Raw genomic sequence first — 13,609 nt, forward strand, 5'->3', positions numbered from 1 at the left:
CTGGGAGCGCGGACGTCCCGTCCATTCCTCAAGCTCGTCGTTTCCAGGAATGGACGGGACGTCCGCGCTCCCAGCTATTTCCCGCTCCACAACCCCTGTCGCTTATGCCAGTCCTCCAGCGACTCCGGAGGCCAAGTGTCGCAGTGGATGTGTCCCTTGCCACCGGGCACGTCGATCCAGTCGGGCGCGTAGGCCAGAGCCGCTTCCACGACTTCCGGCGGCTTGGGCAGCGGCGTGTCTATGGCGGAAGCATGGGGGTGGATGAGCTCCGGCCAGCGGGGATCCCACAGCCAGAGCGCGCTGCCGCATTCGCCGCAGAAATTGCGCTCCGCTGGGGAACGGGTATCGGATTGGCCCTCCTCACGCATGACGGCGTTATAGATCTTGATATGTTCGCGCCCCTTTACCTTCAGGCTGTCGGCATGGGCGCCGAGATTGATGGCATAGCCACCCGAACCCGCCGTCTTGCGGCAGATGGAGCAATGGCAATGCATGAACGGCGCCGGGCTCATGGCGTCCACGCTGAATTCAACGGCGCGGCAGTGGCAGGATCCCTTCAGCAGCATACGTGTTTCCTTTTTTGGTCGGACGGGGTTCTTGAGAATAGGCCTGAACGGAAACGGTTTTGAAGCGTGTTTGCTCCCAGACTGTCTGCATGATGGGTCTGACTGGAAATTTGTGCAGTGCAGCATTATCTCTCAGAGGGGCCCATTATCTCTCAGAGGGGCCAATGTGGATCGGGCTGATCCGAAGGACGAGGAGCCGTCGACATGCGGAATCTGTCGGACACCATCAATCGACTGGCGGCCTTCAAGAGCATGAAGGCGGTGCAGATCCCTCGCGCCGGCACGCGGCTCCTGCCGCTTGCCGATTTCGGCTCCAATCCGGGTGCTCTGGCCGGCAAGATCCATATCCCATCGAATCTGGCGGCAGGCGCAGCCCTGGTCGTCGTCCTGCACGGCTGCACACAGACGGCGGATGGCTATGACCTCAGCGCGGGCTGGTCGCGTCTGGCCGACGAACTCGGCTTTGCCCTGCTCTTTCCCGAGCAGCGGCGCCTCAACAATGCCAATCTGTGCTTCAACTGGTTCGTCCCGGAAGATTGTGCCCGCGATTCCGGCGAGGCGCTTTCGATCCGGCAGATGATTGGCAAGGTGGTGGAAGATTGCGCTATCGACCCCAAGCGAATCTTCATCAACGGCCTCTCGGCAGGCGGTGCCATGACCTCCGTCATGCTGGCGACCTATCCCGAGCTGTTCGCGGGCGGCGCCATCATCGCGGGGCTGCCCCATGGCACGGCCACCAGCATACCCGAAGCTTTCGATCGCATGCGGGGGCATGGCGGCCCTTCCGGCAAGGCCCTGCAGGCGCTGGTCGAGAGGGCATCCCGTCACGCCGGCCCCTGGCCGACGCTCTCGATCTTGCACGGCACGGCGGATGCCACAGTCGCGGTCAGCAATGCGGATGCCATCGTGGAGCAATGGCGCGGGCTCCATGGCCTCGCCGCGGCACCCTCCAGCGTGGTCAAATCGAAGAACCATACCCGCAAGGCCTGGACCAAGGCCGACGGTACCGAGGTAATAACGCAATATCTCATCGACGGCATGGGCCACGGCACGCCAATCTCGGCCACTGACGGCGTCGCGGCTCCCTTCATGCTGGATGTTGGCCTGTCTTCGACGCGCGAGCTGGCGCAGATGTGGAAGCTGCAAGCGCGCGATCGGCGGGCGCGACCCTTCTACAAGCCGAATTTCACACTGATCGGGGACCGGATGACTTCGCCCGATTCAGCGAAAACAACGGGAACGGGCATCAGGGAGACGATCGAGAAAGCCTTGCGTTCGGCTGGATTGCTGCGCTGACTCGGCGAGGGACACCCCACGCGCTCGCCGCTCACACGCCCTCTACCTCGTAGGTCCACACTCTGAACGATTTCAGCAGATGCGGGCCGAAGGAATTGATCAGCGGAATGTCGGCTGCATCACGCCCCCGCGCCACCACGATGCGGCCGATGCGGGGCGTATTGTTGCGGGGATCGAAGGTATGCCATTTGCCTTCCAGGAACACTTCTATCCAGGCGCTGAAATCCATGGGGTCGACGACGGGTACGCCGATATCCCCGAGATGGCCGTTGACGTAGCGCGCGGGGATGTTGAGGCAGCGGCACAGGGTCAGGGCCAGATGGGCGAAATCGCGGCATACGCCGATGCGCTCGTTGAAGGCTTCGAATGCGGTGCGGGTCGAGCGGGCCTGCATGTAGTCGAACTTGATATGATCGTGCACGAAATCGCAGATCGCCTGCACCCGGCTCCAGCCCGGCGGCAATTGGCCGAACAGGTCCCAGGCCGCCTGGCTCAGCCGGTCCGTCTCGCAATAGCGGCTGCCCATCAGGTAGACGAGGCATTCGTCCGGCAGGTCGGGCACCGGAATTTCGCGCGCGCCGAGGGCGATTTCATCGAGCAAACCGCTGTCCCATATCGTGGCGTCGCCCCAGATGGTGAGGTCGCCGGCGGGGGCGACCATGCGCCGGCAGATATTGCCGAACATGTCATGATAGGTGGTGGTCGCGATGCCGGGATTGGTCCAGACTGTTTCGGGTGCCCGGATATCGGCGGCGCGTTGCTCGTTGATCGATAGGAGGCAGACGAGAGCGGTGGGTTGGGTGCACTGGATCGTGATCTCGTAGCCATATCGGATCAGCATCGGCAAATTCCGTCCCTGGAGGCCTCGCTTGGCTGGAGCGAGAGGCGGTTGTCCCACGCTTGCCGGCGATCGAAGAGTAATGGTTCGGCGCGTAAACAGTTCCACGTGCGAAGATGCCGAAGACGAAATTATGACACGCGAAAGCCGGCCCCGACTATCGTTAAGCCGGGCTTGCCTGCCGAAAGAAAGGGCAAATGGCCGGTGGCGGGCTTTCCTTCGTGGACGCGACGAGAAATCGCGCTGCCAGTGTCAGAACTTGTAGCTCACGCCTACATGCACATCGTTGGTCTTGAGGTCGGTGCGCGAGTTCTCGAGCGGAGCGACGTTCTTGATGCCGGTACTCATGTTGCCATAGTCGGTGTAGCGATATTCGATGCGCCCGGTGATGTTGTCGGTGAAGCCATATTCGAGGCCGCCACCAATGGTCCAGCCGGTGAGCGTATCGGAGAAGGGTTGCCGCCCTGCTGCACCGTAGACGGGATCGAACTTGTAGCCGCCGAAAGCCACGCCGCCCGTGATGTAGGGCAGGAAGCGGTCGATGCCGTAGCCCGCGCGGGCACGGATCGAGGCGTTCCAGTCCATCCTGGAATTGCCATAGGTACCGGGCAGCGCGGCTCCGCCGCTGGAAAGCACGCCGCCATCGCCCCTCAGGCCGGCGAGATTGGCATCACCTTCGGCGCCAAGCACGAAGCCGCCGGGAAACTGGTAGTTGTAGCCCGCATGCAGGCCGCCGAAGGGCCCATTGGGGTCGAGCTTGCGCGAACCCAGTATCGGGGAGCCGCCGGTGGACTTGCCCCAGCCATACCCGGCCTGGACGCCAACATAGGGGCCGCTCCAGTTGTATTGAGCATAGGCGGGCAGCGGCGTGGCTGGCTCAAGCACCGGTGCCGCGAGATCTGCCGCAAGAGCCGGGACCGCAAACATTGCGGCAATGACGGCAAGGAGGGCGGTTGATCTCAAGGACATGTTTTCCATGCATGGACAAGCGCTTCCATAGAGATATAGCACTGTGGCGAAAAAAGGCAGGGTTTGTTAAGGGTTGGTTAAGGATTCAGCGCAGGACACGCTTTCTCCTTCCCACAGCAGCTCGATATGCCCTAGGCCCTTGGCGCGCCCCATCCTCTCTGCTATTGCGCCCGGATGAGCGCAGAACCCATCGAAAATATCCGGAATTTCTCCATCGTGGCCCATATCGACCACGGCAAGTCCACCCTTGCCGATCGTCTGATCCAGGCCACAGGCACCCTGACCGACCGTGAAATGGTCGAGCAGGTGCTCGATTCCATGGATATCGAGCGCGAACGCGGCATCACCATCAAGGCGCAGACCGTGCGCCTCAACTATCGCGCGCAGAACGGCAAGGACTATATCCTCAACCTGATGGATACGCCCGGCCATGTCGACTTTGCCTATGAGGTCTCGCGTTCGCTGGCGGCTTGCGAAGGCTCCCTCCTCGTGGTGGACGCATCGCAGGGTGTGGAGGCGCAGACGCTCGCCAATGTCTACCACGCCATCGATGCCAATCACGAGCTGGTGCCGGTGCTCAACAAGATCGACCTGCCGGCGGCCGAGCCCGACCGCATCAAGCAGCAGATCGAGGATGTGATCGGGATCGATGCTTCCGAGGCCGTGCCGATTTCGGCCAAGACCGGCCTCAACATCGATCTGGTGCTGGAGGCCATCGTCAGCCGCCTGCCCCCACCCAAGGGCGACCGCGAGGCGCCGCTCAAGGCGTTGCTGGTGGACAGCTGGTACGATGCCTATCTCGGTGTCGTCGTGCTGGTGCGCATCTTCGACGGCACCTTGAAGAAGGGCCAGCGCATCAAGATGATCGGCACCGACGCCCATTACGAGGTCGACCGTCTGGGCGTTTTCCGGCCGAAGATGCAGAATATAGAGGCGCTCGGCCCCGGCGAGATCGGCTTCATCACCGCTTCCATCAAGGAAGTGGCCGATACCCGCGTCGGCGACACCATCACCGACGATCGCAAGAACAATGTGCAACCGCTGCCGGGTTTCAAGCCGGCGCAGCCGGTCGTGTTCTGCGGACTCTTTCCGGTGGACGCCGCCAATTTCGAGGACCTGCGCGCCGCAATGGGGCGCCTGCGCCTCAACGACGCCTCGTTCTCGTTCGAGATGGAATCCTCCGCCGCGCTCGGCTTCGGCTTTCGCTGCGGCTTCCTTGGCCTGCTCCATCTCGAGATCATCCAGGAACGGCTGGAACGCGAGTTCAATCTCGACCTGATCGCCACCGCCCCCTCGGTGATCTACAAGATCAACATGACCGACGGCACGAAGATCGAGCTGCACAACCCCGTCGACATGCCGGACGTGGTGAAGATCGCCTCGATCGAAGAGCCCTGGATCCGCGCCACCATCCTGACGCCGGACGACTATCTCGGGTCGATCCTCAAGCTCTGCCAGGATCGGCGCGGCGTGCAGGTCGACCTCAACTATGTCGGCAAGCGCGCCATGGTGCAGTACGACCTGCCGCTCAACGAGGTGGTCTTCGATTTCTACGACCGCCTGAAATCGGTCTCGAAGGGCTACGCCTCCTTCGACTATCACCTCACGGATTATCGCGAGGGCGATCTCGTCAAGATGCAGATCCTGGTCAATGCGGAGCCGGTGGATGCGCTATCCATGCTGGTGCACCGTGACCGGGCCGAAAGCCGTGGCCGCGCCATGTGCGAGAAGCTGAAGGACCTCATCCCCCAGCACATGTTCGTCATCCCGATCCAGGCGGCCATCGGCGCCAAGATCATCGCCCGCGAGACCATCCGCGCTCTGCGCAAGGACGTCACCGCCAAGTGCTATGGCGGCGACATCACCAGAAAGCGCAAGCTTCTGGAGAAGCAGAAGGAAGGCAAGAAGAAGATGCGGCAGTTCGGCAAGGTCGATATTCCCCAGGAAGCCTTCATCGCCGCCCTGAAGGTGGATGGGTAACCTGGGACCGCCTCGGAAATCGAATCGCCGGTGGATGCCTGAGGCCATGCACGCTCCCGTCCCAGCCGGACTTGGCCCTGCGCCCTTCGATGGCAGGCGTTTCAGCAATCTCTCCGGGCCGGATGCGCATGGACTTGCCTCCGTCCTGAAATGGATGCTGACGCGTCGCCGCGCCCGCTGGCCCCGGCGCCTTGCGCCCATCCAGGCCGTGCCGCCGCCGGACCGGGTGGACGACGGCACCATCCGCGTCACGCTGATCGGGCATGCCACCGTCCTGCTCCAGTTGGCCGGGCTCAACATTCTGACTGATCCGATGCTGTCGCGGACGGCCGGACCCTTACCGTGGCTGGGCGTCAAGCGGGTATGCGATCCGGCTTTTGTCCTGGCCGACCTGCCGTCGATCGACCTCGTCCTGCTCAGCCACAACCATTACGACCACCTCGACCGCCCGACCTTGGCGGCGCTGGTTGATCGTGACGACCCGTTGATCCTCACCGGCCTCAGGACCGGCGGATCCGTACCCTCGGAGCGGGTGGTGGAGCTCGATTGGGGCCAGAGCCGTGAAGCGTTCGGACTGCGCGCGACCTATGTCCCGGCGGAACATTTCTCTGCGCGCGGCCCCTTCGATCGCAACGTCGCGCTGTGGGGCGGCTTCGTATTGGAGACTGCGCTTGGCAGGATCTATTTCGCGGGCGACAGCGGCGACGGCGCGCATTTTGCGATGATCCGCCAGCATTTCGGTCCGATGACGCTCTCGCTCATCCCGATCGGCGCCTATGAGCCGCGCTGGTTCATGAGTCCCGTGCATATGGATCCGGCCGAGGCCCTGGCTGCCAGCCTTACGCTGGAATCACAAGTGAGCCTCGCCATCCACCATGGCACCTTTCCGCTCGCCGACGACGCCATCGATGCGCCGTCGCGCCTGTTGGCCGAGGCCCTGGCTTCGGCTGATACCGCCGGCCGCGGACTCGATTTCCGCGCTCCCGCATTCGGACAACCTGTCATTATCGCTGGTCCTGGAGCTCAACGGGACTCGGCGGGCATATAGGCTCCAACCGCGACCGCCCCCAATCCGAGAGGGGTCGAATGGCTTGCCTGATGATGGACGACCACATCCCTTTTCTGGGATCCCGGACGGGTCCAATCTGACCATTTAAGTACCAATATACCAATCCGCCGACTTCCTGTCACGGCTGGCGGCATTTCGTCGGCAGCGTAAGAACCATAGTAATTTCAGCCCTCCCTTCTGAGCCTTCGTTAATTTTTCGAGCCATCTACGAATACAACGATTTTGATCTAGGTTGTGTTACAGTTATGTTTTAGAATATCTTACCAAGGCCCAGGTTATAGACCTATAAATTAAATTTATATGTCAAGCATACATATAGATATACATAAATACATTTGACATATCGATTCACTAATCAGTTAGCTTGGTAGCATAGACGATTTGCCATGGACGCGACCGTACGATCGGAACGCGCGATGTGACCTGATTTGGTTACCACTAATTATTTATGGGCGCTACTTGACAGAATTGGTTCTCATGTGGCTTACGAGTGCATCAGACCAAGCGCGAGCGGCGCGCAAAGTAGATAGCCGTATAAGGGCCTGCAAGGCAAGATTTCTGCCAAGCGGTGTGTAGCGATAAGAATCTATATCGCTCGTAGTGTCGGTAAATAGTACATAATATTTAAATAGCAGATAGCATAAAATTTGCGGCCTTTAGGGTATATTGGGCGTTTTTATTAAGTTTCTTTTCTAGTTTAGTTGCGATGTTATCTTTCAATGTGTTGGAAATTAGAGTGTGCGGGGCAGAACTATATGATTCTGTCTTGCTCAGGTGAACGTAAGTTACATGAAACGCACGGTGGTCTTTTTACGCTAGGTTGAACGTAAAAGGACCGCACTGTTCAAAGATGAAGCTCTGCGAAAAGAGACACGAAATGGACGAGAACGTGAATAGTACTGCTATCCAACTGATAAATAGAAACTCTCTGATGCGTGGTTGCATGGAAACTGTCCTCGCTTCGGAGTTTCCGCAGGAGACCGTCGAGGGATTTGCTAATTTGTCCGATTGGTTCCGTGCCCATGGCGGATCGAGCCTGCGCCGGGGCATCCTGATCATGGATCAAGCCACTTTCGAGCAATTACAAACCATCTACCACGGCCCCAAGTCTGAGATGCCCCGGATCATTCTGATTTCGGATTGTCACAATGTCGACGATCGTGCGCGGGCCTCGCGTTTCGGTGTCAAGGGTTGGATCTGCAGCCGCGACAGCGTTGAAGTTGCGGTGAAGGCAACCCGAATAGTCTTGCTGGGCGGCAAATTCGTGCGCCCACGCGCCGAGGCTGAGGCGGTCGCCGTCGGGCCCTTGCATGTCGATCGGGCTTGCGAGGCCTCTCCGGCCCTTGGCGAGCTTACGGGGGCTACGCCCCGCCAACTCGCGATTATCGAAGCTGTCGGCCTGGGCCTGTCCAATGCCGAGATCGCTGCGCGGCTCCGCATGCGCGAGAGAACGGTGAAGGCGCATCTGCGCAAGATCATGAAAAGGCTGTGCGTCAAAACCACTGCTTGCCTGCCCGGTTTGTGCGGCGATCTGTTGAGATATTCGAGCAAGATGCAGGCTCGCCAGCGCTTCCGTATCGAGTTGCAACAGCTGTGCCGTGAAAGCGGCTTCCTCAGCGCGGCCGTGGCGAACGGGCGGATCACCTACCACTGAACCGCCGCGAGCCGGATCGTCCCGTCCCAGCCGACCGCGTCGTTGTCAGAGCGCCGTCCTGTCCGACCAGGCACACCGTCTTCCCAGCTTGGCTGCAGCCGGGAAGATGGGTTCCATCGCGCTCGGCCTCACAAGAGCACGTTCAGCGCCGTAGTTCCGCTAGCCAGATATACTGGTCGGCGCGGAAATAGGAGGTGGTGAATTCCACCACGACGTTCGAAACACCCAACCCCTTGCGGATGATTTTCAGCACCGGACTGCCGGCCCGGACGTCGAGACCCTCGGCAACTGTGGTTTCGGCTGCCGTCGCGCTGATCTCCTGCAGTACCCGCACGGGCCGGGTTCCCTGCGCCTCCATGGCCTCGTAGAGCGATTGCCCGCCCCCATCGAAGCTGGGTTCGATGGTCCAGGCCGGCAGAAGAGCGATCTCTACCGCGATCGGTACATCGTCGGCCAGCCGAACCCGCACAAGCTCCCTGATGTCGCCGTCGATCGCCAGGCCAAGCTCGCGTATCTCGGGTATGGTCGGCACGCGGACGACATCGCGAACCACCCTGCTGCTGGGGCGCATGCCGCGCTTGCGGGTTTCCTCCGAGAAGCCCAGGATGGAATTGGCGGATCGGCGGAAGTCCTGGGACACGAAGGTTCCCGAACCATGGCGCGTTACCAGGATTCCTTCACTTTCCAGGGCATGCAGCGCGCGACGAACGAGATTGCGCGAAACGCCAAGCGTCGCGCTGAGATCGCGTTCCGGGGGCAGGATATCACCAGGCTCAAGCACCTTTTCGGCGATGGCGCTCTGAAACCCGGCGACGATTGCGGGATAAAGCCCGCGACGGGTCTGGCCTTGCAGGAAGCCCCCAAGATGGTTGGATAAGAGAGCCTTCGTTGGCATTCCTGAACTCCATCGGATGGCCCGCCCTTCCGCCCGCAATTCGCGGCCATCCTGCTGAGCTCCGATCGCTACAATCGTTTACGGCCAGACGAGTTCCCCAGCGGCGTCACCGTCGCTTAGCAAAGCTGGCCGTTTAAGATCTGAAACATAGATAACCAGAACCCGAAGGTAAACTGATCGAGCGTCATCACAGTTGAATAAGTAGATACTTTGAAGATTCGACGGCTTTTCCCTGGCTAGCGAGTGCTTCGCACCCACGCCTGGCCGTTTTTCTCGCTGGGGTGGGCAGAAAGGGAACGTCCCTCGAGCCTCAGGAGCTGTATCGCTCCTCCCGCCACGGATCCCCGCGATTGTGGTAACCACGCACCTCCCAGAATCCCGGCTTGTCGCGTGTGGAGAATTCGATGCGGCTGAGCCACTTGGCGCTTTTCCAGAAATAGAGGCGGGGCACCACGAGTCGCACCGGACCGCCATGTTCGCGCGTGAGCGGGGCGTCGTTCCAGGCGTGGGCGATCAAGACGTCGTCGCCGAGGAAATCCTGTAGCGAGAGATTGGTGGTGTAGCCGTCGGAAGAATGCAGCACGACATGGCTGGCCTCGGCCGCGGGCCTCACGATCTCGGCCAGCGCCTTCGTAGACAGGCCTTCGAAGCGGTTGTCGTAGCGCGACCAGGTCGTGACGCAGTGGATATCGCACACTTCCGTGCTCTGCGGCTGGGCGGAATAGGCCTCAAAGTCCCAGACGATCGGATTTTCGACAGCGCCGAACACGTCGAGCTGCCAGGTCTGCCGGTTCACCGACGGCCGCACGCCGAGATCGAGCACCGGCCAGTCCTTGACCAGATGCTGGCCAGGCGGCAAGCGGTCGCTTTCGGGCCGCAACACCCGACCGGTCAGGAACTTGCCGGCCTTGGCCCACAGCTGCTTGGTGCGCGTCAACTTCGAGTCGGCAGGTGTTGCGGGATCCTTATCGTCGGCCATGGTGCCCTCCAAAAACCGAAACATAATCCATATCTCGGTTGATGGAAGTTCGGCTGCTATAAGAGCCGCCAACGAATCGAGAGCCTTTCATGTCCGCTGACAACAATCCCCTGCTCGCCCATTGGTCCGCCCCCTTCGGCGCTCCGCCCTTTGCCGAGATCCGGACCGAGCATTACCGGCCCGCCTTCGATGCCGCGCTGGCGGCGAACCAGACCGAGATCGCCGCGATTGCCGACAGTGTGGAGGAGCCGACTTTCGACAACACGCTCGGCGCCTTCGAGCGCTCCGGCCAGGCGCTCGACCAGGTTGCCTCGGTGTTCTTCAACCTCGCCGGTTCCGACACCAATGAGGAGATCCAGGCGATCGAGCGCGACATGGCGCCGATCCTCTCACGCCATCACACGGCGATCTATCTCAACGACAGGCTGTTCCGCCGCATCGATGCGGTTCACGCCAGGCGCGACAGCTTGAGCCTTTCGGCCGAGCAGCTGCGCGTGCTGGAGCGCTACCACATGGCCTTCCGTCGCGCCGGCGCCGGCAGGCCGGAGGGCGTCAAGCACCGCCTCGCCGACATTTCCGAGCGGCTCGCCAGCCTCGGCACCCAGTTCGGCCAGAACGTGCTCAATGACGAGAAATCCTGGGTGATGAAACTCGATGGCGAGGCCGATCTCGCCGGCCTGCCCGACTTCCTGGTTGCCGCCAGCGCGGGCGCTGCGGCTGATCGTGGCGAAGGCGGCCATATCGTCACGCTGTCGCGCTCGCTGATCGAGCCCTTCCTGCAATTCTCGGCCCGACGCGACCTGCGAGAGACCGCTTTCAAGGCCTGGCTCGCCCGGGGCGAAGGCGGCGGCGCCACCGACAATCGCGCCATCATCGCCGAGGTGGTGGCCTTGCGGGCCGAGCGGGCCAAGCTCCTGGGCTACGAGACTTTCGCCCATTACCGGCTCGACGATTCCATGGCCAGAACACCCGAAGCCGCGATGGCTCTGCTCCGCTCGGTGTGGAAGCCCGCCCGCAAGCAGGCACTGATCGAGCGCGAGGGCCTGCAGAAGCTTGCCGCCGAGCAGGGAGACAATATCGAGGTCTCCGCGTGGGACTGGCGCTACTACGCCGAGAAGAAGCGCAAGGAGCAATATGACCTCGATGAGGCCGAGCTGAAGCCCTACCTGCAGCTCGACAAGATCATCGAGGCGGCTTTCGATACCGCGAGCCGCCTGTTTGGCATCACCTTTACCGAGCGCAAGGACGTGCCGGTCTACCATCCCGACGTGCGCGCCTTCGAGGTGACGGACGGTGCGGGCAGGAGCATCGGCCTGTTCTATGGCGATTATTTCGCCCGGTCCTCCAAGCGCAGCGGCGCCTGGATGAGCGCCTTCCGCAGCCAGAAGAAGCTTGATGGCGAGGTCAAGCCCATCATCGTCAACGTCATGAACTTTGCCCGCGGTGCCGCCGGAGAGCCCACGCTGCTCTCCTTCGAAGATGCCCGCACGCTCTTCCACGAGCTCGGCCACGGCCTGCATGGCCTGTTGTCGAACGTGACCTATCCCTTGCTGTCGGGTACCAGCGTGGTGCGTGACTTCGTGGAGTTCCCCTCCCAGCTCTACGAACACTGGCTGGAGCAGCCGCAGGTGCTGGAGCGTTACGCCGTGCATTACAAGACGGGCGAGCCGATGCCGAAGGCGCTGCTCGATCGCCTGCTCGCCAGCCGCACCTTCAACCAGGGCTTCGCCACGGTGGAATATGTCTCCTCCGCGCTGGTGGACCTCGAAATGCACCTGCTCGAGAACACCGAGGGCTTCGATGCTGGAGCCTTCGAAACCAAGGTCCTCAAGGAGATCGACATGCCAAGGGCGATGGTGATGCGCCACCGTCCTCCGCATTTCCAGCATGTCTTCTCGGGCGAAGGCTATTCCTCGGCCTATTATTCCTATCTCTGGTCGGAAGTGCTGGATGCCGACGGTTTCGACGCCTTTGTCGAGGCGGGGGATATCTTCGATGCCCGGACGGCGGCCAGGCTGAAGGAATTCGTCTATTCGGCCGGCAACAAGCAGGATGCCGCAAAGGCGTACCGGGATTTCCGCGGACACGATCCCCGGCCGGAAGCGTTGCTCAGGAAGCGCGGCCTGGCGGCATAGCCGGGAGCGCGTGCTCTATCCAGCAAGCATAGTGGTTCCAAAAGCGGACGAGGACGTCCGCGGTCCCAGCCACTGCGTCCTTCGGGCTGGCCGCGCCGTGATTGGCCCTGAAGAATTCCGCGCCAAGCGGAAGAAGCACTGTAGCTGGGACCGCGGACGTCCTCGTCCGCCTCTTCCCTTTTCCCCAGCCGTTGCCAAGAGCCGGCTAGACAGCCGGCGCTCCCAGGCTACGCCGCGTGCCGTTCCGCTCCGGCGCCAAAATGCTCGACATAGCGCGTGTTGATCTTCTCGACCGGCAGGACCACCAACACGTCGGTCGTACCGAACTGGTGGTCGATCACCGCACCGTCGCCGAAGCTGGCGCCGAGGCGGAGATATCCTTTTATCAGGGGCGGCAGGGCCTGCAGCGCCCGCTTGACGTCGACGCCCTCCTTGGCGATGCGATTCATCGAGATGTAGCGCTCCGGCACGGCCTTGACCCGCCATTCGCCCTCGGCGGGCGCGTGATGGTGCAGGAAGGCGAGCGGCAGCGCGAGGCGGCTCGGCTCAGTGCCCTCCAGGCTCGCGCAACCCAGCATGACGTCGATCTTGTGGTGGAGCACATAGGTCCAGATGCCGTGCCAGAGCAGCTCCACCGTGCGCTTGTTGCGGTAGGCGGGGAGCACGCAGGATCGGCCGAGCTCCAGGAAATTCTTGCCTGGGTGGCTCGCGATCAGCGGGTCGATGGCATATTCGGCGGCCGAATAGAAGCCGCCATGGCGCGCGGCGATCTCCTGGCGCAGCAGGCGATAGGTGCCTACGACCTGGCCGCCCGGCTTGCCGGCGACATCGGGCGCGGCGGCATGGTCGATCACCAGCAAGTGGTCGCAGAGCGTGTCGTATTCATCGCGGTCGCGGCGGGAGACAAGCGACAGCGTGTTGGGGATGGCAGCCATCTCCTCATAGAAGACCCGATAGCGCAGCTTCTGGGCCTGCTTCACGTCCTTGGCGGTCTGCGCAAGCCGCACTTCGAGGGAGCCGATACGTCCGAGGGTCATCGGCAGACCGATATTCTCGAGGCGGCGCTGCCGCAAGGCCGGCTTCAGCCGCCGCGGCGGCATGGGGATAATTCCGGGCATGAAGCCGCCTGGCAGCCTGCCGCTCCAGCCCCGCGGATCGATCTTCGCTAGAAAGCCTTTCGGCATCGTCGTCGGCATCTGCGGCCCCTGCCCGAATCCCTGCACCATCT

Annotated in this window: 11 protein-coding genes; 5 read left to right on the forward strand and 6 right to left on the reverse strand. The window is 61.9% G+C overall.

Annotated elements, in window-relative coordinates; genetic code table 11:
• Positions 1 to 74: 74 nt before the first annotated feature.
• A complete protein-coding gene (locus tag ACMDCR_RS00215) occupies positions 75 to 566 on the reverse strand; it encodes a GFA family protein (protein WP_413990621.1) in 492 nt (163 codons plus the stop codon).
• Positions 567 to 770: 204 nt separating this feature from the next.
• Here ACMDCR_RS00215 and ACMDCR_RS00220 point away from each other — a divergent pair, with 204 nt between their 5' ends.
• The gene (locus ACMDCR_RS00220) at positions 771 to 1,862 is read left to right on the forward strand and encodes an alpha/beta hydrolase family esterase (RefSeq protein WP_413990622.1); all 1,092 of its coding nucleotides are present in this window, start codon (positions 771 to 773) and stop codon (positions 1,860 to 1,862) included.
• A gap of 31 nt (positions 1,863 to 1,893) precedes the next feature.
• Here ACMDCR_RS00220 and ACMDCR_RS00225 read toward each other — a convergent pair whose 3' ends face one another.
• On the reverse strand, positions 1,894 to 2,703 hold the full coding sequence (locus ACMDCR_RS00225; RefSeq protein ID WP_413990623.1) for a transglutaminase-like domain-containing protein: 810 nt from the start codon (positions 2,701 to 2,703) through the stop codon (positions 1,894 to 1,896).
• 249 nt (positions 2,704 to 2,952) lie between these two features.
• Positions 2,953 to 3,669, reverse strand: coding sequence for an outer membrane protein (locus ACMDCR_RS00230; protein WP_413990624.1), 717 nt, complete (start codon positions 3,667 to 3,669; stop codon positions 2,953 to 2,955).
• A gap of 174 nt (positions 3,670 to 3,843) precedes the next feature.
• Here ACMDCR_RS00230 and lepA point away from each other — a divergent pair, with 174 nt between their 5' ends.
• From lepA to ACMDCR_RS00245, 3 genes are all read left to right on the forward strand, one after another.
• Positions 3,844 to 5,649, forward strand: a complete 1,806-nt coding sequence (gene lepA, locus ACMDCR_RS00235; RefSeq protein WP_413990625.1) for a translation elongation factor 4 — start codon at positions 3,844 to 3,846, stop codon at positions 5,647 to 5,649.
• 46 nt (positions 5,650 to 5,695) lie between these two features.
• Entirely contained in the window at positions 5,696 to 6,697 is a 1,002-nt protein-coding gene (locus ACMDCR_RS00240) for an MBL fold metallo-hydrolase (protein ID WP_413990626.1), read from the forward strand.
• Between the two features lie 898 nt (positions 6,698 to 7,595).
• Entirely contained in the window at positions 7,596 to 8,372 is a 777-nt protein-coding gene (locus ACMDCR_RS00245) for a response regulator transcription factor (RefSeq protein ID WP_413990627.1), read from the forward strand.
• Between the two features lie 142 nt (positions 8,373 to 8,514).
• Here ACMDCR_RS00245 and ACMDCR_RS00250 read toward each other — a convergent pair whose 3' ends face one another.
• The gene (locus ACMDCR_RS00250) at positions 8,515 to 9,267 is read right to left on the reverse strand and encodes a GntR family transcriptional regulator (RefSeq protein WP_413990628.1); all 753 of its coding nucleotides are present in this window, start codon (positions 9,265 to 9,267) and stop codon (positions 8,515 to 8,517) included.
• 310 nt (positions 9,268 to 9,577) lie between these two features.
• Complete coding sequence (locus ACMDCR_RS00255) at positions 9,578 to 10,246, reverse strand: sulfite oxidase-like oxidoreductase (RefSeq protein WP_413990629.1); 669 nt, start codon at positions 10,244 to 10,246, stop codon at positions 9,578 to 9,580.
• A gap of 89 nt (positions 10,247 to 10,335) precedes the next feature.
• Between ACMDCR_RS00255 and ACMDCR_RS00260 the strand changes: the two genes are divergently transcribed.
• Entirely contained in the window at positions 10,336 to 12,381 is a 2,046-nt protein-coding gene (locus ACMDCR_RS00260; RefSeq protein ID WP_413990630.1) for a M3 family metallopeptidase, read from the forward strand.
• A 227-nt stretch (positions 12,382 to 12,608) separates the two neighbouring features.
• Here ACMDCR_RS00260 and ACMDCR_RS00265 read toward each other — a convergent pair whose 3' ends face one another.
• Complete coding sequence (locus ACMDCR_RS00265) at positions 12,609 to 13,481, reverse strand: GNAT family N-acetyltransferase (RefSeq protein ID WP_413993787.1); 873 nt, start codon at positions 13,479 to 13,481, stop codon at positions 12,609 to 12,611.
• Positions 13,482 to 13,609: the final 128 nt, after the last annotated feature.

It is taken from the genome of Labrys okinawensis (assembly GCF_047345005.1).
In the GTDB taxonomy this organism is placed as follows: Bacteria; Pseudomonadota; Alphaproteobacteria; order Rhizobiales; family Labraceae; genus Labrys; species Labrys okinawensis.

Excerpts from the sequence above, each read along its gene's own strand:
- ACMDCR_RS00215 (WP_413990621.1), bottom strand. The coding sequence starts at position 566 with ATGCTGCTGAAGGGATCCTGCCACTGCCGCGCCGTTGAATTCAGCGTG.
- ACMDCR_RS00220 (WP_413990622.1), top strand. The coding sequence starts at position 771 with ATGCGGAATCTGTCGGACACCATCAATCGACTGGCGGCCTTCAAGAGC.
- ACMDCR_RS00225 (WP_413990623.1), bottom strand. The coding sequence starts at position 2,703 with ATGCTGATCCGATATGGCTACGAGATCACGATCCAGTGCACCCAACCC.
- ACMDCR_RS00230 (WP_413990624.1), bottom strand. The coding sequence starts at position 3,669 with ATGTCCTTGAGATCAACCGCCCTCCTTGCCGTCATTGCCGCAATGTTT.
- lepA (WP_413990625.1), top strand. The coding sequence starts at position 3,844 with ATGAGCGCAGAACCCATCGAAAATATCCGGAATTTCTCCATCGTGGCC.
- ACMDCR_RS00240 (WP_413990626.1), top strand. The coding sequence starts at position 5,696 with ATGCACGCTCCCGTCCCAGCCGGACTTGGCCCTGCGCCCTTCGATGGC.
- ACMDCR_RS00245 (WP_413990627.1), top strand. The coding sequence starts at position 7,596 with ATGGACGAGAACGTGAATAGTACTGCTATCCAACTGATAAATAGAAAC.
- ACMDCR_RS00250 (WP_413990628.1), bottom strand. The coding sequence starts at position 9,267 with ATGCCAACGAAGGCTCTCTTATCCAACCATCTTGGGGGCTTCCTGCAA.
- ACMDCR_RS00255 (WP_413990629.1), bottom strand. The coding sequence starts at position 10,246 with ATGGCCGACGATAAGGATCCCGCAACACCTGCCGACTCGAAGTTGACG.
- ACMDCR_RS00260 (WP_413990630.1), top strand. The coding sequence starts at position 10,336 with ATGTCCGCTGACAACAATCCCCTGCTCGCCCATTGGTCCGCCCCCTTC.
- ACMDCR_RS00265 (WP_413993787.1), bottom strand. The coding sequence starts at position 13,481 with ATGCCGCCGCGGCGGCTGAAGCCGGCCTTGCGGCAGCGCCGCCTCGAG.